Source organism: Citrobacter sp. wls714 (assembly GCF_005281025.1).
Lineage (GTDB): Bacteria > Pseudomonadota > Gammaproteobacteria > Enterobacterales > Enterobacteriaceae > Citrobacter > Citrobacter werkmanii.
Window position 1 is genome coordinate 180,461 of sequence record NZ_SZWZ01000029.1, and the last position, 21,915, is coordinate 202,375.

Annotated in this window: 19 protein-coding genes; 12 read left to right on the forward strand and 7 right to left on the reverse strand. The window is 53.2% G+C overall.

Going from position 1 to position 21,915, the window contains the following annotated elements:
• The first annotated feature begins 360 nt into the window (after positions 1–360).
• The 4 genes from glnH (at position 361) to ybiO (ending at position 4,978) form a co-directional block, all read left to right on the forward strand.
• Complete coding sequence (glnH, locus tag FDX11_RS06600; protein WP_061381903.1) at positions 361–1,107, forward strand: glutamine ABC transporter substrate-binding protein GlnH; 747 nt, start codon at positions 361–363, stop codon at positions 1,105–1,107.
• 137 nt (positions 1,108–1,244) lie between these two features.
• Positions 1,245–1,904: a glutamine ABC transporter permease GlnP gene (gene glnP, locus FDX11_RS06605; protein WP_006685364.1), complete on the forward strand. Its 660-nt coding sequence runs from the start codon at positions 1,245–1,247 to the stop codon at positions 1,902–1,904.
• Positions 1,901–2,623 (forward strand): glutamine ABC transporter ATP-binding protein GlnQ, encoded by a 723-nt coding sequence (gene glnQ, locus FDX11_RS06610; RefSeq protein WP_042309588.1) that lies wholly within the window; start codon positions 1,901–1,903, stop codon positions 2,621–2,623. The genes glnP and glnQ overlap by 4 nt, the downstream gene beginning before the upstream one ends.
• A gap of 117 nt (positions 2,624–2,740) precedes the next feature.
• Positions 2,741–4,978: a mechanosensitive channel protein gene (ybiO, locus tag FDX11_RS06615; RefSeq protein ID WP_079224874.1), complete on the forward strand. Its 2,238-nt coding sequence runs from the start codon at positions 2,741–2,743 to the stop codon at positions 4,976–4,978.
• Here ybiO and rlmF read toward each other — a convergent pair.
• Positions 4,975–5,901: a 23S rRNA (adenine(1618)-N(6))-methyltransferase RlmF gene (rlmF, locus tag FDX11_RS06620; RefSeq protein WP_137397656.1), complete on the reverse strand. Its 927-nt coding sequence runs from the start codon at positions 5,899–5,901 to the stop codon at positions 4,975–4,977. The genes ybiO and rlmF overlap by 4 nt on opposite strands.
• 211 nt (positions 5,902–6,112) lie before the next feature.
• Here rlmF and mcbA point away from each other — a divergent pair, with 211 nt between their 5' ends.
• From mcbA to ybiJ, 3 genes are all read left to right on the forward strand, one after another.
• The gene (gene mcbA, locus FDX11_RS06625; RefSeq protein WP_006685368.1) at positions 6,113–6,373 is read left to right on the forward strand and encodes a DUF1471 family periplasmic protein McbA; all 261 of its coding nucleotides are present in this window, start codon (positions 6,113–6,115) and stop codon (positions 6,371–6,373) included.
• Between the two features lie 143 nt (positions 6,374–6,516).
• On the forward strand, positions 6,517–6,783 hold the full coding sequence (locus FDX11_RS06630; RefSeq protein ID WP_042309595.1) for a DksA/TraR family C4-type zinc finger protein: 267 nt from the start codon (positions 6,517–6,519) through the stop codon (positions 6,781–6,783).
• A gap of 301 nt (positions 6,784–7,084) precedes the next feature.
• Entirely contained in the window at positions 7,085–7,345 is a 261-nt protein-coding gene (gene ybiJ, locus FDX11_RS06635; protein ID WP_006685371.1) for a DUF1471 family protein YbiJ, read from the forward strand.
• A gap of 97 nt (positions 7,346–7,442) precedes the next feature.
• Here the strand turns inward: ybiJ and FDX11_RS06640 are convergent, their stop codons facing one another.
• The 5 genes from FDX11_RS06640 to FDX11_RS06660 form a co-directional block, all read right to left on the reverse strand.
• Positions 7,443–8,528: a malate/lactate/ureidoglycolate dehydrogenase gene (locus FDX11_RS06640; RefSeq protein ID WP_079224880.1), complete on the reverse strand. Its 1,086-nt coding sequence runs from the start codon at positions 8,526–8,528 to the stop codon at positions 7,443–7,445.
• 160 nt (positions 8,529–8,688) lie between these two features.
• Entirely contained in the window at positions 8,689–9,657 is a 969-nt protein-coding gene (gene ybiB / locus FDX11_RS06645; RefSeq protein WP_137397657.1) for a DNA-binding protein YbiB, read from the reverse strand.
• Between the two features lie 28 nt (positions 9,658–9,685).
• On the reverse strand, positions 9,686–11,836 hold the full coding sequence (gene dinG, locus FDX11_RS06650; RefSeq protein ID WP_137366219.1) for an ATP-dependent DNA helicase DinG: 2,151 nt from the start codon (positions 11,834–11,836) through the stop codon (positions 9,686–9,688).
• A gap of 167 nt (positions 11,837–12,003) precedes the next feature.
• Positions 12,004–13,425: a DASS family sodium-coupled anion symporter gene (locus FDX11_RS06655; RefSeq protein ID WP_137397658.1), complete on the reverse strand. Its 1,422-nt coding sequence runs from the start codon at positions 13,423–13,425 to the stop codon at positions 12,004–12,006.
• 33 nt (positions 13,426–13,458) lie between these two features.
• Positions 13,459–14,811 (reverse strand): adenylosuccinate lyase family protein, encoded by a 1,353-nt coding sequence (locus tag FDX11_RS06660; protein ID WP_061381908.1) that lies wholly within the window; start codon positions 14,809–14,811, stop codon positions 13,459–13,461.
• 202 nt (positions 14,812–15,013) lie between these two features.
• On the opposite strand from FDX11_RS06660, the gene FDX11_RS06665 reads away from it, so the two are divergent.
• The gene (locus FDX11_RS06665) at positions 15,014–15,748 is read left to right on the forward strand and encodes a GntR family transcriptional regulator (RefSeq protein ID WP_003831553.1); all 735 of its coding nucleotides are present in this window, start codon (positions 15,014–15,016) and stop codon (positions 15,746–15,748) included.
• 68 nt (positions 15,749–15,816) lie between these two features.
• On the opposite strand, the gene rhlE is transcribed toward FDX11_RS06665, so the two are convergent.
• Entirely contained in the window at positions 15,817–17,163 is a 1,347-nt protein-coding gene (gene rhlE, locus FDX11_RS06670) for an ATP-dependent RNA helicase RhlE (protein ID WP_137350178.1), read from the reverse strand.
• Between the two features lie 221 nt (positions 17,164–17,384).
• Here rhlE and cecR point away from each other — a divergent pair, with 221 nt between their 5' ends.
• The 4 genes from cecR to FDX11_RS06690 are packed head-to-tail and all read left to right on the forward strand — an operon-like array spanning position 17,385 to position 21,909.
• Positions 17,385–18,062 carry a transcriptional regulator CecR gene (gene cecR / locus FDX11_RS06675; RefSeq protein WP_137397659.1) on the forward strand — a complete coding sequence of 226 codons (678 nt, stop codon included), beginning with the start codon at positions 17,385–17,387 and terminating at the stop codon, positions 18,060–18,062.
• The gene (hlyD, locus tag FDX11_RS06680) at positions 18,059–19,054 is read left to right on the forward strand and encodes a secretion protein HlyD (RefSeq protein ID WP_137397660.1); all 996 of its coding nucleotides are present in this window, start codon (positions 18,059–18,061) and stop codon (positions 19,052–19,054) included. Before cecR ends, hlyD begins: the two co-directional genes overlap by 4 nt.
• Positions 19,047–20,783: an ATP-binding cassette domain-containing protein gene (locus tag FDX11_RS06685; RefSeq protein WP_137397661.1), complete on the forward strand. Its 1,737-nt coding sequence runs from the start codon at positions 19,047–19,049 to the stop codon at positions 20,781–20,783. The genes hlyD and FDX11_RS06685 overlap by 8 nt, the downstream gene beginning before the upstream one ends.
• A complete protein-coding gene (locus FDX11_RS06690; RefSeq protein ID WP_137366212.1) occupies positions 20,776–21,909 on the forward strand; it encodes an ABC transporter permease in 1,134 nt (377 codons plus the stop codon). The genes FDX11_RS06685 and FDX11_RS06690 overlap by 8 nt, the downstream gene beginning before the upstream one ends.
• The last annotated feature ends 6 nt before the right edge of the window (positions 21,910–21,915 follow it).

Here is a 21,915-nt window from a genome sequence, read left to right on the forward strand (position 1 = left end):
GACATAAGAATTACCTATAAAACCCTCGCTCCGGCGGGGGTTTTGCACATTTATGGTGCATAACATTGATCATTCGTCACTCCAAAGTAAATTAATTGTAATAATCACCTCACACAATCGTTAACGAAAGATTGTTTTATCAACAATTTTTACGCTAAATAGTCATACCGTTTGCACCGTGTCAGGTACGCACCAAATGGGTGCCCCAAAATAGTGCAGATTTTCCGCTTTGCCCAACTTATTGTGCAGAGAAAAGAAATACCTTCTTTTTAAAACAATGAGTTGCAAAAGTGGCACGATTTTTTCATTAAGCCATATGTTCTCGCAGGGGATCGCCCCGTGGATATAAAAGGAAATCCTATGAAGTCTGTATTAAAAGTTTCACTGGCTGCACTTACCCTGGCTTTTGCGGTGTCCTCCCATGCCGCAGATAAGAAACTGGTTGTCGCAACTGACACCGCGTTTGTACCGTTCGAATTCAAACAGGGTGACAAATACGTTGGATTTGATGTGGATCTGTGGGCTGCCGTCGCCAAAGAATTGAAGCTGGATTATGAACTGAAACCAATGGATTTCAGCGGCATCATCCCGGCTCTGCAAACCAAAAACGTCGACCTGGCACTGGCGGGTATCACCATCACCGACGAGCGTAAAAAAGCGATCGACTTCTCTGACGGCTACTACAAAAGCGGTCTGTTAGTGATGGTCAAAGCGAATAATAACGACGTTAAAAGCGTGAAAGACCTGGATGGTAAAGTTGTTGCTGTGAAGAGCGGCACCGGTTCCGTTGATTACGCGAAAGCTAATATCAAAACCAAAGACCTGCGTCAGTTCCCGAATATCGATAACGCCTATATGGAACTGGGCACCAACCGAGCAGACGCCGTGCTGCATGACACGCCAAACATTCTTTATTTCATCAAAACCGCGGGTAACGGCCAGTTCAAAGCCGTAGGTGACTCGCTGGAAGCTCAACAATACGGTATCGCCTTCCCGAAAGGCAGCGATGACCTGCGTGAGAAAGTGAACGGCGCGCTGAAAACGCTGAAAGAGAACGGCACCTATAACGAGATCTACAAAAAATGGTTCGGTACTGAACCTAAATAATAACTGGCAGTGATGCCCGGTGGCGCGATGCATACCGGGCCTTTCCCAGTATTTTTGAGACCTGTAAACCGGATAAGCACAGCGCATCTGGCAAAACGGGCATTTGAATCTTTACACCACGGTAACAGGAACGACATATGCAGTTTGACTGGAGTGCCATCTGGCCCGCCATCCCGCTTCTAATTGAAGGCGCCAAAATGACCTTATGGATCTCGATCCTTGGTCTGGCTGGCGGTCTGGTAATCGGGCTTGCAGCAGGGTTTGCACGTACTTTCGGCGGTTGGATAGCCAACCACGTAGCGCTGGTGTTTATCGAAGTCATTCGTGGCACACCAATCGTTGTGCAAGTGATGTTTATCTACTTCGCCCTGCCAATGGCGTTTAACGATTTACGTATTGACCCCTTTAGCGCCGCCGTTGTCACCATCATGATCAACTCCGGTGCCTATATTGCGGAAATCACCCGCGGTGCGGTGCTCTCAATCCATAAAGGATTCAGCGAAGCCGGACTGGCGCTTGGGCTTTCACGCACTGAGACCATCCGTCACGTTATTTTGCCTCTCGCACTTCGTCGTATGCTGCCGCCGCTGGGCAACCAGTGGATCATCAGCATTAAAGATACCTCGCTGTTTATCGTCATTGGCGTCGCTGAACTGACCCGTCAGGGGCAGGAAATCATTGCCGGTAACTTCCGCGCACTGGAAATCTGGAGCGCCGTTGCGGTGTTCTATCTGATCATTACCCTGGTGCTGAGCTTCATTCTGCGTCGTCTGGAAAGAAGGATGAAAATCCTGTGATTGAATTTAAAAACGTTTCTAAGCACTTTGGCCCTACCCAGGTGCTGCACAATATTGATCTGAACATTAAGCAGGGCGAAGTCGTGGTCATCATCGGGCCGTCCGGTTCCGGTAAATCTACTCTGCTGCGCTGCATTAACAAGCTGGAAGAGATAACCTCTGGCGATCTGATCGTCGACGGTCTGAAAGTAAACGATCCCAAGGTCGATGAGCGGTTAATTCGCCAGGAAGCCGGGATGGTATTTCAGCAGTTCTACCTGTTCCCCCACCTGACGGCGCTGGAAAACGTCATGTTTGGGCCGCAGCGCGTACGCGGGGCGAATAAAGAACAGGCAGAGAAGTTGGCGAAAGAATTACTGGCGAAGGTCGGCCTGGCCGAGCGTGCGCATCACTACCCTTCTGAACTGTCCGGTGGTCAACAACAGCGTGTGGCTATCGCCCGAGCACTGGCAGTGAAGCCGAAAATGATGCTGTTTGATGAACCAACCTCAGCGCTTGACCCTGAACTGCGCCACGAAGTTCTGAAAGTCATGCAGGATCTGGCGGAAGAAGGGATGACCATGGTGATTGTGACCCACGAGATCGGCTTTGCCGAAAAAGTGGCCTCACGTCTGATTTTCATTGATAAGGGACGTATTGCCGAAGACGGTAATCCGCAAGCCCTGATTGAAAATCCACCCAGCCAGCGTTTACAGGAATTCTTGCAGCACGTTTCCTGATGCGTTGACCTCCCTTCGCCCGAAGGGAGGTTTTCACCAGAATCCTCTCATTTCAATTCTCTTGCGCCCTGGCATCTATACTTATCCTTTTGAATTTATTTTCTCATGGGAGGAGTCATGCGCTGGATCCTGTTGGTCTTCTTTTGTCTGCTGAGCATACCGTCTCACGCGGTGACGATACCCGGCGTCACAACCTCGACTTCAGCCGACCCGCAAGCCACCCCCGCAAAAGAGCCTGATGTTGAGCAAAAGAAAGCCGCTTACGCCGCGCTGGCTGACGTACTGGACAATGAAGCATCGCGCCAGGAGTTGATCGGTCAATTGCGCAAAGTCGCGGCAACGCCTCCTCCCGAGCCCGTGCCTGTAATTGTCCCCCCCACGCTAACTGAAGAAAAAACGGTGTTGGAAAACGTGACAGATGTCAGTCGTCACTATAGTGAAGTTCTTTCCGACCGCTTTGCCCAGCTTTACCGCAACATCACCGACGCCCCGCATAAAACCTTTAACCCGCAAACCTTCACCAATGCCCTGACCCATTTTTTAATGCTGGCAGCGTCAGTGTTTGGGTTTTACTGGCTGATCCGCCTGTGCGCGCTGCCGCTGTATCGCAAAATGGGACAATGGGCGCGACGGAAAAACCGCGAACGCAGCAACTGGCTACAGCTTCCGGCAATGATCGTCGGCGCATTTATTATCGATTTATTACTGCTGGCGCTGACGTTGTTTATAGGGCAGATTCTGAGCGATCGAATGAACGCCGGGAGCCGCACCATCGCTTTCCAGCAAAGCCTGTTCCTCAATGCCTTTGCGTTGATTGAGTTCTTCAAGGCGATTTTACGTCTGATATTTTGCCCGACGGTAGCGGAGCTACGCCCGTTTAACATTCAGGATGACGGTGCGCGCTACTGGAATCGCCGTTTGAGTTCATTAAGCAGCCTGATTGGTTACGGACTGATTGTTGCTGTTCCTATTATCTCAAATCAGGTCAACGTGCAGGTCGGTGCGATGGCAAACGTCATCATCATGCTGTGTATCACGCTATGGGCGCTGTATCTTATTTTTAGAAATAAGAAAGAGATCACACAGCATTTGCTCAATCTGGCGGAAAGATCGTTAGCCTTTTTCAGCCTGTTTATTCGCGCCTTCGCGCTGGTATGGCATTGGCTGGCCAGCGCTTACTTCATTGTGCTGTTTTTCTTCTCGCTGTTTGACCCTGGCAACAGTCTGAAATTCATGATGGGCGCAACGTTACGCAGCCTGGTGATTATCGGCATTGCCGCCTTTGTTTCCGGCATGCTTTCGCGTTGGATAGCCAAAACGATTACCCTGTCGCCACATACCCAGCGCAGCTATCCGGAATTACAAAAACGGTTGAATGGCTGGCTGTCGACGGCGTTAAGCGTGGCCCGGATCCTTACGGTGTGCGTCGCGGTGATGCTACTGCTCAATGCCTGGGGATTGTTCGACTTCTGGAACTGGCTGCATTACGGCGCCGGAGAAAAAACGGTGGATATCCTGATTCGTATCGCGCTGATTCTTTTCTTCTCCGCCATTGGCTGGACGATCCTTGCCAGCCTGATTGAAAATCGTCTGGCTTCCGATATTCACGGTCGCCCGTTGCCCAGTGCCCGTACCCGTACGCTGTTAACGCTGTTCCGCAATGCGCTGGCGGTGATTATCAGCACCATCACCATCATGATTGTGCTGTCCGAAATTGGCGTCAATATCGCCCCCTTGCTGGCCGGGGCCGGGGCGCTGGGGCTGGCGATCTCTTTTGGCTCGCAAACGCTGGTAAAAGACATTATCACCGGGATCTTCATTCAGTTCGAAAATGGTATGAACACCGGGGATTTAGTCACTATCGGTCCACTCACCGGTACGGTTGAAAGGATGTCCATTCGTTCTGTGGGGGTGCGTCAGGATACCGGGGCGTACCATATCATTCCCTGGTCATCGATAACCACCTTCGCCAACTTTGTGCGTGGCATTGGCTCGGTCGTCGCCAATTACGATGTCGACCGTCATGAGGATGCGGATAAAGCCAATCAGGCGTTGAAAGACGCTGTCGCTGAGCTGATGGAAAAGGACGATATTCGCGGGCTTATTATCGGCGAGCCATCGTTTGCCGGGATCGTCGGGTTAACTAATACGGCTTTCACGCTACGGGTCTCATTTACGACCCTGCCGCTGAAACAGTGGACCGTACGTTTCGCGCTCGACAGCCAGGTGAAGAAACATTTCGATCTGGCCAACGTACGCGCCCCGGTACAGACGTATCAGGTCTTGCCTGCACCGGTGAATGGCCCTCCGTCGGCGGCAAGCGATCAACTGCCGCCAGGGGAGCCAACGCTTTAGCGTTTACGCGCCATAAAACGACGACGCTGATCGTTATCCATAAAGGTCCAGGCAATAAAGCGGCTCTGCTTTTGCCCCTGGGCCATCTCTTTTTTAACCACTTTCACCGCGCCCGCATCCGTTAATGCATGATACAGCGGAGGTAAATTCTCACCGCGCGAAACCAGCGTGGTAAACCACATCACCTGCCGACCAAAGGCCTGGCTTTCGGCGATCATTTTCTTGATGAACACCACTTCGCCGCCTTCACACCACAACTCCTGCTGCTGTCCGCCAAAGTTCAGCGCATCATCTTTGTCCTGACCCAGATTACGACGCTTACGTTCGCTTCCGGCACGCGCAGAGGCCGCAGAATCATGGAATGGCGGGTTACATACAGTGGCTTCATACTGCTCGTTTTTATGAATGATACCGTTGAAGATTGACGCAGCATCTTTTTGTCGGCGCAAACGAATTGCGCGAGTTAACCCCGGATTGGCGTTAACGATCGCCTGAGCGCTGTTAAACGCTTCGCTACTGGTTTCGCTACCGGTGAATCGCCAGCCGTATTCATGCACGCCAATCAGCGGATAAATACAATTGGCCCCTACTCCCACGTCCAGTACGCTCGCATTTGCCGGAATGGTTCCTGTCGTTTCACCTAACAGGTCGGCCAGATGGTGAATGTAGTCCGCACGACCAGGAACTGGCGGGCACAGAAAACCGTCTGGAATATCCCAGTTTTTCACCGCATAAAAATGCGCCAGCAGTGCTTTATTGAGCGCCTTCACTGCCTGCGGATTGGCGAAGTTAACGCTCTGCTCGCCGCCGGGCGTGAGGATGAGAAATTGCGTCAACTCGGGGGTAACCTGGCATAAAGTCGCAAGATCATAACGGCCATTGTGGCGGTTGCGTGGGTGTAATCCCGGTTTCTGGGGGGACATAGCATTCTCCTTTTAACAGCGGCGTAAGATACCCGCATAACGCCACGCGGTAAACACACTCATCAAGGAAATTTGATTCTTTATGCCTGTTTCACGCCGAATAAATCGTTCAAAAAATAGACGATTCATCATCGATTTTTTGCGGTAAATATCATCCGCAGGCGACCTAAACTTATCAGGCACCACCTGTTGTTTCTCAGAGGATATCACCATGAAGAAATGCCTCACATTACTTGCTGCTACCGTACTAACCGGTATGACGTTCGCGTCCTTTGCCGCACAGCCCAACACCAGCCCTGCAACCGGTCAGCTCCAGGCCTCCGGTACAGTATTCGCTACCGGAGCCTCTAACCTGAGCGATCTCGAAGACAAGCTGGCAGAGAAAGCAAAAGAGCAAGGCGCAAAAGGCTTTGTCGTTAACTCTGCGGGCGGTAAAAACCAGATGTACGGCAGCGCCACTATCTATAAGTAACCCACTTCACTCAGCCCAACTGCATTCGTCCCGAATGCAGTTTCCTGCACGAATGGTCCGAAATCTGATACCGCTGATGCGTGGTCGTTTTTCAGCCATCATATTCGCTATACTTATTCTGTAGACAATGACAGGAGGTACATATGGCATCCGGATGGGCAAATGACGACGCAGTTAACGAGCAGATCAACAATACTATTGAAGATGCTGTTGCCCGCGCCCGCGGTGAATTACCGACCGGGGAAAGTCTGTATGAATGCGAAGAATGCGGTAATCCTATCCCACAGGCCAGACGTGAGGCGGTTCCGGGCGTACGCTTATGCGTCGCCTGCCAGCAGGATAAAGATTCACATAAATTAGCATTTTCAGGATATAATCGCAGAGGTTCGAAAGACAGCCAGCTACGTTGACTCATCTTTACCAAAAGTTTCAGCGCAGACGATTTCCTTTACGAGCACGCTTTTTCGCATGCTGTGTAGCAAAATGTGCCGTTGCCGCTTTCTCTGTAAAGCGTAATGACAAGAACTGTAAATCCCTCTTTCGAATTTATTAATATTCAATAAGTTATTTGTCATTCAATTTTTTTGATTGATGCCGTCAATTCTATTCGATTTTCTCTCGCATAAAAAAACGTGATACTTCTCACATCGACGAAACAACGTCTTCTAAACAGAACACTGACTAACAGAACAAACCTGCGAGAGATTAATCATGAAAAATATCAAATTTGCCGTTGCCGCCATCGCCCTTTCTACCCTGTCATTTGGCGTTTTCGCTGCCGAGCCGGTTTCCTCCACTCAGGCACAAAGCATGAATAAAATTGGTGTCGTTTCTGCAGATGGCGCCACCACGCTGGATGGTCTGGAAGCAAAACTGGCTGAGAAAGCCGCCGCTGCCGGCGCAACGGGTTACAACATCACCTCCGCTGTCGGCAACGACAAAATGAGCGGCACCGCGGTTATCTATAAATAACCGAAAGATTACCTGTACGACCCAATGCTCCAACCCTCATTGACCCTGTTTGTTACCCTTTGTTTGCCCGTCCGCCACTGGACGGGCTTTTTTTTACCTACTGTTCCAACCGTTGACGAAACTCTCGTAACACGGTGTCGGACATCCCTATTTGCCGCGCCGCTTCGCAAATTGCCTGCCAGCTTCCGGCATCCAGCGGAATACCTTGTTCCAGCCGTTCCTCACGAGTATTCACCTCCCACTCCCCTGGCAACAGGATCGGAGCGTCATCGGCATGCGGGGACGCTTTTACCCACTCAGCAAATGCCGCGACCTGGTTATCGCAGTCCGGCGCGCCGAACAGTTCCGGGTTCATAATGATGGTAGTCATGCAGTTAATGATGGCGTCTGCGCTGGTCTGCAGGCTCTCCTCATGTGTGGTTTTACCACCAGAAAGCGCGCCGCCCATAATTTCGCACATCGCCGCCAGCGCATAACCCTTGTGTTGAGCGAAGGTCAGCAACGAACCCAGCGGAGAGACCTGCATCACAGCAGGATCGGTGGTCGGCGCTCCCTCGGCATCAATCAGACATCCCGGAGCCACAGGTTCCCCCTTATGCCATGCCACACGGGTTTTGCCAAAGGCGATGGCGCTGGTTGCATAGTCCAGCAACAGCGGGAAGGTATTTTTACGCGGAAAAACGACGCAGAAAGGGTTGGTGCCAAAACGGCTATCGCGACCGTGGAACGGTGCGACCATCGGGATACCCACCACATTCACAAAGTGTACTGAGACAAAACCCGCCGCCGCACATTGTTCCGCCCAGTAACCAATGCGTCCGATATGGTGCGAATTGTGTAACGCCACGGCGGCGATACCGTACTGGCGCGCTTTTTCAATCCCAAGCGTCATTGCCTCGTGCGCCGCCACCTGACCAAATGCGCAATCGCCATCAAGCGTAATCACCGCTCCCGCATCTTTTACCACTTTGGCATGACGGTTGATCTGCAGATGTCCCTGCGAGAAGGAGCGAATATAGCTTGGGATCATGCCGATACCGTGGGAGTCGTGCCCGGCGAGGTTAGAGGCAATCAGATGGTCGGCCACCAGCCGCGCTTCCTGCTCGTTACTCCCCATCTGGTGAAAAATGGCCTGAATGAAGGCGTGCAGCGTTGGCACATGGAAGCGATGTCCACTGTTCATTGTTATCTCCTGTTGTGTCGCGTGTTTGTTGTGTTTCTTATTTTTCAACAAACTATGCTGCGCCACGCCAGTCAGGAGGTCAATAAACGTGCAGAAATTTCACGTTGTTGCAAAGAATGAACCGACAGGCCTGGAAATGGCCTGTCGGGGAAACAAGAAATTAGAAGCTTTGCCCGACGCGAGCCAGACCTTCAGCCAGCGAGAAAGATTCGCCGGTTGCGACCAGGCAGCAGGCCATCTGTATTTTCAACGAAGCCGGAACAGGCTCGCTACCGGCCAGACAACGTTCTATCCAGCGCGCGGTAGTTTCCGGATCTTTTGCCACCGGCAGCGGTACCGGTTCGTCAGGCATCTCACTCTGGCGGTCGTGCAATACGCGCACGCCGGAGGAATCGATCAGGCTTATCTGCGGGCAGCGCTGCGGGTTGGCATACACTTCGCCTTCGGTGCCGTGCATCAACAGACCGCGACCACCGATGTCGCCAAAGAATTTCGCCACGCGCGATACGTATTCCGGATGCGACACGCTGGAAAGACGCAGCGCGGCATCTTCAGCAAACGGCGTGGCGAGTTTAGCCAGCGTATGCGCGCTGTTACGCACGCCCATTCTCCAGCGCATCGCCAGCTGTTTCTCCAGCGGAGGACACAGCGCGCTCACCGGGATAAACACCGGCTCATGACCATCGAGTTTTGCCTGTGCCTGTCCCGCATGCCGCGTTGGCGTAATGCCCATCAGTTCGAAAATGGTTTCTGTCAGCACGCGGGTTGGATCTTCACTGACGCCGTGCACCACTACCGGAAAGCCCAGCTTGTGCAGTAAAATTGCCAGCAACGGAGTCAGATTCGCCTGCTTGCGTGCGCCATTATAGCTGGGAATAACAATGGGCATGGGTTTAGCAACCGGCGGCGTCAGGCGAATGGTATGGTTCTGCATCGCTTCGTAAAAACCCAGCATCTCCGCTTCACCCTCGCCTTTAATACGTAGCGCAATCAGTACGCCACCCATCTCAAGCTCCGGTACGTCGCCGTTCAGCATATGGGTATACAGTCCGCGAGCAGTATCCTTATCCAGATCACGCGCGTGATTTTTCCCTCGCCCAATCTCTTTGATGATTTTGCGGTAATCCATCGATAACTCCTTGCTGTTGCTCACATCGTTAACGCCTGCGGCGGCGCGTGGGTTTCGCTTTTTCTTTTGGTTCTACTATAACGTCTGGTACAGCAGGTTGCTCTATCGGAAATATGGGTAACGCATTCAGTAAACGCTTACCGTAGTTTTTGGTCAATAAACGCTTGTCATAAATAACCACTTCCCCCCAGCAGCCATGGCTACGGATGAGTCGCCCGACCTGCTGGATTAAATTAAACGATGCCGCCGGTAAACTTTGCACTTCAAAAGGATAACGGTTCAGACTTTTCAGCCACTCACCCTCGGTGATCACTACCGGGCTATCGATTGGCGGAAAGGCGATTTTATGAATATGCACCTGAGTCAGCAGGTCGCCTTTCAAATCCAGACCTTCGGCAAAAGATTGCAGCCCCACCAGCACGCTACGCTCACCGTTTTGTACCCGTTTGCGGTGTAGTTCCACCAGACGATAGCGCGGCTGATCGCCCTGTACCAGCAACAGCAGACGTAGATCGGTGACGTGCTCAAGAAAACGCTGCATCGCCCGACCGCTGGCAAACAGCACCAGCATGCCCTGATGCTTTTTGCTTTCCAGTTGTTCGCGGAAATAGGCGGCCATTTCCGCGATATGCTGCTCTTCGTTCTCCATCAACGGTTCGTAGCGCATCTGCGGAATAACAATTTTGCCTTGCTCAACATGATTAAACGGAGAATCCAGTGCGACGAAGCGGTCACCGGCCTTTTCTTTCAGGCCGCTCATCTCCTGCAGACGCGAGAAGCTGTTGAGCGAGCGCAGCGTGGCGGAGGTAACGATAATATGTGGTACGCTGCGCCACAGCAGTCTTTCCAGTTGATCGCTCACGCGGATCCCCACGCAGTGGAACCAGACATGGATCTGCCCGTCACGCACTTCACGCGTCGCCCATTTACTCACCGGAGCGCCTGACGACTGCGCCAGCGAGGCCAGCCGCCACAGCTTGCTTTGCGCTTCGAACATACCCAGCGCCCGGTTCATCTGCAAAATAACCCGATGCAGACGCACAATATCGTGGGTGCCGGTTTTTTCGCTGAGATCGTTGAGGAACAGTTCCGCCAGACCGCGCAGCATTTCCGTGAGCTTCGCCAGGCGCTGACAAATCTCCATCACTTCCGCTGGCAATTCCCCCATCGCAAAACGGTGTTCTGCTTCCTGGGTGGCGGGCATATACAGATTAAGAATATTGTTGAGCGATGAAATCAGTTCATACAGTTCTTCGCAGTGGCCGTTCAGACGCTCGGCATTTGCCAACGGCGGCGTGGTTTTGGGGCGAAACTGCTCCAGGCAGGTTGCCACTAACTTACAAAACAGATCCAACTGTAGTCGATACCAAGGGGCGCTGATTTCCGCACTCATCTCCAGCGCATCGCGTGCAACGTCCGGCAAGTGGTGTCCTTCATCAAGCACCAGCAGCAGGTTTTTCGGCTCCGGCAAAACAGCTTCACTTTCCATAGCGGCCATCACCAGCGCATGGTTGGCAACCACCACTTCGGCTTCCTGAATCTCCCGGCGGGCGACAAAAAAAGGACATTCACGATAATAATGACAATTACGATTCAGACAGCTGGCCTTATCGGTGCTCAGGCGTTGCCAGAGTCCGTCATCAATAGCGATATCCGTGTGATCGCGCAGCCCGTCCCATTTATAGGTGTCGAGGTCGCCTTTCAGCCTGGCGCAGCGCTTTTGTTCTTCCTGGTTATTTGGCGTCAGATCGTCGTCGAGAAAAGCCAGCAGATCCTGCTGATTGGGTTCAGTACTGGCAAGCGCCGCTAAGTTACGCGGGCAGACATAGCGCCCACGACCGAACGCGGCGGTAAAACGCAGGTCAGGAATAATTTTGCGCAGTAACGGCAGGTCTTTGCTGTAGATCTGATCCTGCAAAGCGACGTTGGCGGTACTAACCACCAGCGTTTTTTGTTCTTCACGGGCAATGGCGATTCCCGGAATTAAATAGGAGAGGGTTTTCCCCACCCCAGTCGGCGCTTCAATCGCCAGATGCCGCCCTTCTTCCCCGGAGAGCGTTTTCGCGACGTCAGCAATCATCTGCCGCTGCGGTGCCCGGGGGATAAAGTCGGGGATCTGTTCCTGAAGCGCCTTGTACCAGGCGGCGATTTGCGCTTTCAGCGCAGCCGTAAGTGCCATGAGAAAACCTGAAATACTGTATAAACAGCCACTATTGTGGCACATTTCAGGCGCTGGATGTACCTTTTTCCCTCATTCTGGAAAGCGCTTCGCAGCGTTGACTTAAATTGCCGGGAACCCTATACGGCCTACAGTCAGGTACATTGCAGGCCGAATAAACGTGTCGGTTAATAGTATCCCAGCAGCTTCCACCACAGCATACCCACGGCAAAAATGATAATGACATTTGCCGTCACCACACAGAGGTTGATTTTGTAAAAGCGCGGGCGTTCAAAATAACCCTGGGCAAAATAGATAGGGCCAGGTCCACCACCGTATTCCGTATTGCCCCACATCAGATTACTGAAGATACCAAAGCAAATCGCGACCATCATCGGCGGTGCGCCCGCAGCGATCGCCGTTGCCGCAAAAGGGGCATACAGCGCAGCCACGTGGCCGGTGGCGGTCGCAAAGAGGTAATGGACGTAAATATAGAGGATCCCCAGCAAAATAAAGGACTCTATCGCGCCAAATCCCTGAATACCGCTGCCCAGTTTTATCGTCATCCATTTAATAAAGCCCAGATCGGCAAGCCCGGTTGCCAGGCTAATAATGACGCTAAACCAGATCACCGTGTCCCACGCTGCATGGTCATTGAGCAGGCTTTTCCAACTGACTGCGCCAGAGGCGAAAAGATAAGCAGCCAATCCCAGTCCAACCGAGGTTGCCGATAATCCCGTGATTAAGCTGGTGCCCCAGCCGACCAATGCCAACACGAAGCCAAACGCGACCTTTTTCTCATTACCGCTCATCGCACCGAGTTCACCGAGCGCCTGCTTGCCCATCGCTTTTGCCTCTGGCGTACGTTTAAGCTCAGGATCCAGCAACTTATAGACCAGAAGCGGCATCAAACAGAAACAGGCCATCGCAGGAACAACAGCGGAAACAAACCACCCGCCCCAGGTTATCTCAACGCCTAATGAGGATTTAGCCAGACTCGCCACCAGCGGATTTGCCGCCATCCCGGTGAGGAATATCGCCCCGGTAATGGGCGTAAACTGAAAGCACACCATGGTTAAAAAATCACCAATACGCTTGCCGGTTACTCCCGGAGCCGAGCCTAATACGTCATTGATTGAACGAGTGATAGGGAAAATAATCCCTCCAGAACGGGCTGTAACTGACGGCATTGCCGGAGCCATAATCAGATCGGATACCCCCAGCGAGTAGGCGATACCCAGGCTACTGCCGCCAAATAGCGATAACATTTTATACGCAATACGTTTCCCAAGCCCAGAGGTGAAAAACCCCAGAGAAAGAACATAGGCGCAGAAGATGAGCCATACTGTACCGGACGCAAACCCTGACAGCGCTTTCGCCTCTGGCAATGTCTTGGTAAAAATCACCACACAAAGCGCAATCAACATTACCGCCCCCGAAGGGAGCGGTTGGGTAAGAATAGCAGCAATGGTCGCGGCAAAAATAGCAAACATATGCCAGGCCTGAGGCGTCAGACCATCAGGTACGGGATAAAACCAAATCATCCCCCCAATCGCCAGCGGTATCAGGAACGCCAGAATGGATTTTCCCGCGACAGAATTCGTTGACATAAAAATATCCTTATTCCGTTAGCCCGAGAACCTTCATTTCTGCGACATATATTTGGCCAGCACCTGATCGACCATCGCGGGAGCCATTCCCAGGTAATTTGCCGGGTCGGTCAGTTTTTCAATCAATTGCGGATCCAGTCTTTCTGCAACGGATGGCATCGCATTCAGCACATCAGCCAATCGTCCACCTTGTTCGTTGACGATACGACAGGCGTCATACACCACGTCATGTGCATCCTGACGACCAATATACGGAGCCAACCCCATCATGACCGCTTCAGCCACAATCAATCCATTAGTCATGCCGAGGTTACGTTTCATCGCCTCTTCATCGACCACCAGCCCCGCCAGCATAAAATTGGCCTGATGCAATGCCCCCGCGCTGAGCACGAAACTTTCTGGGATAGCAATCCATTCGGCATGCCACGGCCCGGTTGCACGCTCCAGATCTTGCACCATCGCATCAAGCATCAACCCTGCCTGTTGGCGAACGCCTTTGGCACAGGCCAGCATCAGCTCGCTGGAAATAGGGTTGCGTTTCTGCGGCATGGTACTGCTGGCGCCACGCCCTTTAACAAACGGCTCATACAGTTCGCCAAACTCATTTGCTGCCAGCAGCATTACGTCGTAGGCAATCTTGCCCAGCGACCCGGTAATCACCGCTAACAGGTTCACCGCTTCGGCAAAACCATCACGCGCGACGTGCCAGGTGGATGTTGGGACATTTAGCCCAAGCTCTTCCATCATCGCTTTTTGTACCGCCAGCCCTTTATCCCCCAGCGATGCCAGCGTACCGGCCGCTCCCGCAAATTCGCCGACCAATACACGAGGACGCGCCTGGGAAAGACGTTCCGCGTGGCGTTCAAACATATCCAGCCAGATGGCCGCTTTGTAGCCGAATGTCACGGGCAAAGCCTGTTGTAAATGGGTTCTCCCGGCCATCGGCGTATCACGGTAGCGGCGTGAAAGATCGGCCAGCGTGGCGCGGAGTTTGTCCATATCGGACTCAATGAGCGCAAAAGCATCACGAATTTGCAGAACCACTGCGGTGTCCATAATGTCCTGAGTGGTGGCCCCCCAGTGCACATAACCGCCGGACTCGCCTGCCTGTTTAGAAATCTGGTGCACCAGCGGTAGGATCGGATAACCCACAATTTCGGTTTCATGGCGCAATAAATCAAAATCGAGCGTGTCAGCATTACATTTTTCTGCAATTTCCTGCGCCGCAGCCTCGGGTATCACACCACAGCGTGCCTGGGCTTTGGCTAATGCCACTTCCACTTCCACGTATTTGCGCACCAGCTCGCGATCGTCAAACACAGCGCGCATCGCCGGTGTGCCGAAAGAGTCCCTGAACAGAACAGAATCAAGTACATTCGAAGCCATAAATCCCCCTGGAAAATCTGATAATGATAAGATGCGTGTTTACGGCAGTTTGTTGGATATTCAAATGCCGCCACAATGTCCAGACATAAACAAATGTCCGTACATTTAAATGTACGGACATTTATAGTATTTATAAGAAATGTAGGGAATAGTCCGTACAAATTTTCGTGATAAAGATCACTAATATTTTGATGAAACTGCGATGAAAGAATCTCTGTACAAGCGAATAGCACGTGAACTGGCGCAGCAAATTGCGGTGGGAACCTTTGCCCCCGGTTCGCTGTTTCCTACGGAAATGGAACTGTGTGAAACATGGCAGGTCAGCCGCCACACCATGCGTGAGGCGTTAAGGGAATTAACAGAGCAAGGTCTGATATCACGGCGTAAAGGCGCGGGAACTCGCGTTTGCGAACCTAAGGCTAACGGCGTCAATCACCCGCTATCGCATCTTGAGGATCTGTTGCTGCTGGCCAAAAACAATCTGCGCGTCATCAAGAAAATCGATGAGATTGTGGCGGACATAGAGTTGTCCCAGATGATTGGCTGCCCGCCAGGTTCCCGTTGGCTGCACATTGCCAGCACTCGCGAAGATGCGCAAAACCCCGACGCGCCAATCTGCTGGACGGACAGCTATGCCAGCACGGATTACGCCAAACTGCGTACGTACATCCGTGACGACCCACACTCGTTAATCAGCGATTTGATCGAAACCCATTACGGTATTAAAAGCCATGAGGTGCATCAGACCATTACGGCTGTCGGCGTGCCCAAAAAGGTGGCAAAGATTCTCAATGTAGCACCTGATTCACCAGCAATGAGAATCGTGCGTCGTTATCTGGACAGGGACGGGAAAGTATTTGAGACGACGATTTCGATTCACCCGGCAGGACGATATACCTGCTCAATCGTGCTGAAATCGCAAAGTTCGGGGGAGTGATTGACCTATCCGGCCTACACAGTGTGTAGACCGGATAGCATGTTTATACTGCCATACAGCAAGGTGAATTACTGCGCTGCAGACGGTTTGCGCGGACGGCGCGGTGGACGAGGTTTATCACCTGCCGGTTTGCCTTCGCCATTACGCGGCTTCGCTTTTGGCGCTCCGCCATCCGAACGACGCGGCTGCTGTCCACGCCCTGCTCCGCCCTGCCCTCGACCACCGCCGCCGCCACGCTGCTGACGACCGTTCTGGATCGGCTCAGCTTTAATGGACGGGTCTGGCTCGTAGCCTGGCGTCGCAATACGCGGGATCTCTTTTTTCAGCAACTTCTCGATGTCACGCAACAGCTTGTGTTCATCGACGCACACCAGAGACAACGCTTCGCCAGTAGCGGCCGCACGACCGGTACGACCAATACGGTGCACGTAATCCTCCGGGACGTTTGGCAACTCGTAGTTCACCACGTGCGGCAGCTCTTCAATATCCAGCCCGCGCGCGGCAATATCGGTCGCCACCAGCACGCGAATATCACCGGATTTAAAATCGGCCAGCGCACGCGTACGCGCCCCCTGAGATTTGTTACCGTGGATCGCAGCGCTGCGGATGCCGTCTTTATTCAGTTGTTCCGCCAGATGGTTCGCACCGTGTTTGGTACGGGTAAACACCAGCACCTGCTGCCAGTTGCCCTGACCAATCATCTGCGACAACAGTTCACGTTTGCGTTTTTTATCCACGAAATGCACATGCTGAGTCACCTGCTCGGACGCGGTATTACGACGCGCCACTTCGATTTCCAGCGGGTTATGCAGCAGCTTTTCGGCCAGCGATTTAATATCGTCAGAGAACGTTGCCGAGAACAACAGGTTCTGGCGTTTTGCCGGCAGTTTGGCCAGAACGCGACGAATGTCATGAATAAAGCCCATATCCAGCATGCGGTCAGCTTCATCCAGCACCAGGATCTCAACCTGATCCAGTTTCACCGCATTCTGGTGTTCCAGATCGAGTAAACGACCAGGGGTGGCAATCAGCACATCTACACCGCCACGCAGCTTCATCATCTGCGGGTTAATGCTGACACCGCCGAAAACCACCAGCGAGCGAATATTGAGATACTTACTGTAATCACGAACGTTTTCGCCAATCTGGGCCGCCAGCTCACGAGTGGGCGTGAGGATCAGCGCACGAACCGGACGGCGGCTTTTACCATGCGGCTGATGGGTCACAAGGTGCTGCAACAACGGCAGGGTAAAGCCTGCTGTTTTCCCCGTACCGGTCTGGGCGCTGGCCATCAGATCGCGGCCTTCCAGCACGGCAGGGATCGCCTGCTGCTGAATAGGGGTAGGTTCACGGTAACCCTGCTCGGCAACGGCACGTAAAATATCAGGGTTCAAACCAAGGGAATCAAAAGACATAACAACTCCGAACCGCCCTGACCGTTACCGGTGTCGTTTTCAGGGAGATACACACAATAGAGATGACAAAAACCACAATGTCATGAAGGGGCGGAGTGTAGCAGTTTTTGTGATGTACCGCATAAATTATCCCTTCAACGGAAAATAACCTCGCAGACTGGACAAGGTTGCACATCAGTCATAATCTTAATCAATCGATTGATTAAGATCAGAGTCGTGCCATGAATACACCCACCATGACAACCAAAGGTGAACAGGCGAAAAATCAGCTCATCGCCGCCGCGCTGGCGCAGTTCGGCGAGTATGGTCTGCACGCCACAACGCGCGATATCGCCGCGCAGGCCGGGCAAAACATTGCGGCCATCACCTACTATTTTGGCTCAAAAGAGGATTTATACCTCGCCTGCGCCCAGTGGATTGCTGATTTTATTGGCTCACAGTTTCGCCCGCATGCAGAAGAAGCCGAACGTCTGTTTGCTCAGCCGGAGCCGGATCGTGGCGCGATGCGCGAACTTATCCTGCGCGCCTGTAAAAATATGATCATGCTGTTAACCCAGGACGACACCGTTAACCTGAGCAAATTTATCTCGCGCGAACAGCTTTCACCCACCGCGGCTTATCAACTGGTGCACGACCAGGTTATCAATCCGCTGCATACCCACCTGACGCGCCTGATTGCTGCCTATACTGGTCGCGATGCCAACGATACCCAAATGATTCTGCACACCCACGCCATACTCGGCGAAGTGCTGGCCTTTCGTCTGGGGAAAGAAACTATTCTGTTGCGGACGGGCTGGTCACAATTTGATGAGAATAAAACCGCGCTGATTGAGCAAACCGTTACCTGTCACATCGATCTTATTCTGCAAGGTTTAACGCAAAGGAGTCTGGAGTCATGAAAAAACCTGTCGTTCTCGGGCTGGTTATCGCGGCCCTCGTTGCCGTGATTGCCGGTGGAACGTGGTGGTATCAAAGTCGTCAAGATAACGCTCTGACGCTCTACGGCAACGTCGATATCCGAAGCGTCAATCTGAGTTTTCGCGTCGGCGGCAGGCTGGCCTCGCTGGCGGTTGACGAAGGCGACGCCATTACCGCCGGTCAGGTGCTGGGCGAACTGGACCACGCGCCGTATGAAAACGCATTAATGCAGGCAAAAGCCAATGTTGCCGCTGCGCAGGCGCAATACGATCTAATGCTGGCCGGTTATCGTGAAGAAGAGATTGCGCAAACCGCAGCGGCGGTCAAACAGGCGCAGGCCGCCTATGATTATGCGCAGAACTTTTACAATCGCCAGGTAGGACTGTGGAAAAGCCGCACCATCTCCGCTAACGATCTGGAAAACGCCCGTTCATCACGTGACCAGGCGCTGGCCTCACTGAAATCAGCCCAGGATAAACTCGCCCAGTATCGCAGCGGTAATCGTGTGCAGGATATTGAGCAGGCGAAAGCCACGCTCGAACAAGCACAAGCTGAGCTGGCGCAGGCTGAGCTGAATTTGCATGACACCACGCTGACCTCTCCGTCTGACGGCACGATCCTCACCCGGGCGGTTGAACCGGGTAGCATGCTGAACGAAGGAGGCACGGTACTGACGCTATCACTCACGCGTCCGGTCTGGGTTCGCGCCTACGTTGACGAACGAAATCTGAGCCAGGCGCAGCCAGGACGCGAAATTCTGCTCTACACCGATGGCCGCCCGGATAAGCCTTATCACGGTAAAATTGGCTTCGTATCGCCCACAGCCGAGTTTACCCCGAAAACGGTCGAGACCCCTGACCTGCGTACCGACCTGGTTTATCGTCTGCGCATTGTGGTGACCGACGCAGACGATGCGCTGCGCCAGGGGATGCCGGTAACAATAAAGTTTGGCGATGAGGCGCGGCATGACTGACGCCGTCATTACGCTGAATGGGCTGACGAAAAACTTTGCCGGAATAGAAAAACCGGCCGTCGCCCCGCTCGACTGTACCGTTCATGCCGGCTACGTGACCGGGCTTGTCGGGCCGGACGGCGCGGGCAAAACCACGCTGATGCGCATGCTGGCGGGTTTGTTAAAACCCGACGCCGGAAGTGCTGCGGTAATTGGTTTTGATCCCATCAAAGACGACAGCGCCCTGCATGCAGTGCTCGGTTATATGCCACAGAAATTTGGCCTGTACGAAGATTTAACGGTTATGGAGAACCTCAATCTCTATGCCGATTTGCGCAGCGTCACCGGCGACGTGCGAGAAAAAACCTTTGCCCGGTTACTGGAATTTACCTCACTGGGTCCGTTTACCGGACGACTGGCAGGCAAGCTTTCCGGAGGCATGAAACAGAAGCTCGGGCTTGCCTGTACGCTGGTCGGCGAACCCAAAGTGTTGCTGCTGGATGAGCCCGGCGTGGGCGTCGACCCGATATCCCGCCGCGAGTTGTGGCAAATGGTCCATGAACTGGCGGGCGACGGGATGCTGATCCTCTGGAGTACCTCCTATCTGGATGAAGCTGAGCAGTGTTGTGATGTGTTGCTGATGAACGAAGGCGAATTGCTGTATCAGGGCGATCCGACCCAGCTTACGCAGACGATGGCCGGACGCAGTTTTTTAATGAGCAGCCCGCAGGAAAATAACCGCCGACTGCTGCAACGCGTGTTAAAACTGCCGCAGGTCAGCGACGGGATGATTCAGGGGAAATCCGTCCGTTTGATCCTGAAAAAAGAGGCCACGGCCCAGCAGATTCAAGACGCGAACGGTATGCCGGAGATAATCATCAACGAAACCACTCCCCGTTTCGAGGATGCTTTTATCGATTTACTCGGCGGGGCCGGAACATCAGAGTCACCGCTGGGCGCCATCCTGCATACCGTGGAAGGCACGCCTGGCGAAACGGTGATCGAAGCCAAAGCGTTGACCAAAAAGTTTGGCGATTTTGCCGCTACCGACCATGTAGACTTTGCCGTGCAGCGCGGCGAGATTTTTGGCCTGTTAGGCCCCAATGGCGCCGGGAAATCCACCACCTTTAAAATGATGTGCGGTCTGCTGGTTCCTACCTCCGGCAAAGCGCTGGTGCTGGATATGGATCTCAAGGTTAGCTCCGGCAAAGCGCGTCAGCATCTGGGCTATATGGCGCAGAAATTCTCCCTGTACGGCAACCTGACGGTTGAACAGAATCTGCGTTTTTTCTCCGGCGTCTACGGCCTGCGCGGTCGAGCGCAGAAAGAGAAGATCGATCGCATGAGTGAGGCATTTGGCCTGAAAAGCATCGCCTCCCACGCTACCGACGAGCTACCGCTGGGCTTTAAACAACGTCTGGCGCTGGCCTGCTCGCTGATGCATGAGCCAGATATCCTGTTTCTCGATGAACCCACTTCCGGGGTTGATCCCCTTACCCGTCGAGAATTCTGGTTGCATATCAACAGTATGGTGGAAAAAGGCGTCACGGTGATGGTGACTACCCACTTTATGGATGAGGCGGAATATTGCGATCGCATCGGGCTGGTGTATCGCGGCAAACTGATCGCCAGCGGCACGCCGGACGACCTGAAAGCAAAGGCTGCCGATAGCGACACACCGGACCCAACCATGGAGCAGGCGTTTATTACGCTCATCAATGACTGGGATAAGGAGCATACGCATGAGTAACTCCGCGCTCTCATGGCGACGCGTACGCGCGCTGTGCGTAAAAGAGACGCGCCAGATCGTCCGCGATCCCAGCAGTTGGCTGATTGCGGTGGTGATCCCGTTGTTGCTGCTGTTTATCTTCGGCTACGGGATCAACCTCGACTCCAGCAAGCTGCGAGTGGGAGTTTTGCTCGAACAGCAGAGCGAAGAGGCGCTGGATTTCACCCACACCATGACCGGTTCGCCGTACATTGACGCCACCATCAGCGATAACCGTCAGGAATTGATTGAGAAAATGCAGGCCGGGCGCATTCGCGGGCTGGTGGTGATCCCGGTAGATTTTGCCCAACAAATGGCGCGACCCGGCGACACAGCCCCTATTCAGGTGATTACTGACGGCAGCGAACCGAATACCGCCAACTTTGTGCAGGGTTATGTCGAAGGTATCTGGCAGATTTGGCAGCAACAGCGGGCAGAGGATCGCGGGGAATCGTTCAAGCCGTTAATCGATGTGCAGACCCGCTACTGGTTTAACCCGGCGGCTATCAGCCAGCACTTTATTATTCCCGGGGCGGTAACCATCATCATGACGGTGATTGGCGCGATCCTCACCTCGTTAGTGGTGGCGCGTGAATGGGAGCGCGGCACCATGGAAGCTCTGTTGTCTACCGAAGTTACCCGCGTTGAGCTGCTGCTGTGCAAACTGATCCCCTATTACTTTTTAGGCATGCTGGCGATGCTGCTGTGTATGCTGGTGTCGGTGTTTATTCTTGGCGTGCCCTATCGCGGCTCGTTGTTAATCCTGTTTTTTATTACCAGCCTGTTCCTGCTCAGTACGCTCGGCATGGGCCTGCTTATCTCCACTATCACCCGTAATCAGTTTAACGCCGCGCAGGTTGCGCTGAACGCCGCTTTCCTGCCCTCGATTATGTTGTCGGGGTTTATCTTCCAGATAGACAGCATGCCGGCGATTATCCGCGCGGTGACTTACATTATTCCGGCGCGCTATTTCGTCAGCACCCTGCAAAGCCTTTTTTTGGCGGGCAACATTCCGGTGGTGCTGGTTATCAACGTGCTGTTTTTAATCGCTTCGGCGGTAATGTTTATTGGCCTGACGTGGCTGAAAACCAAACGTCGGCTGGATTAAGGGGAC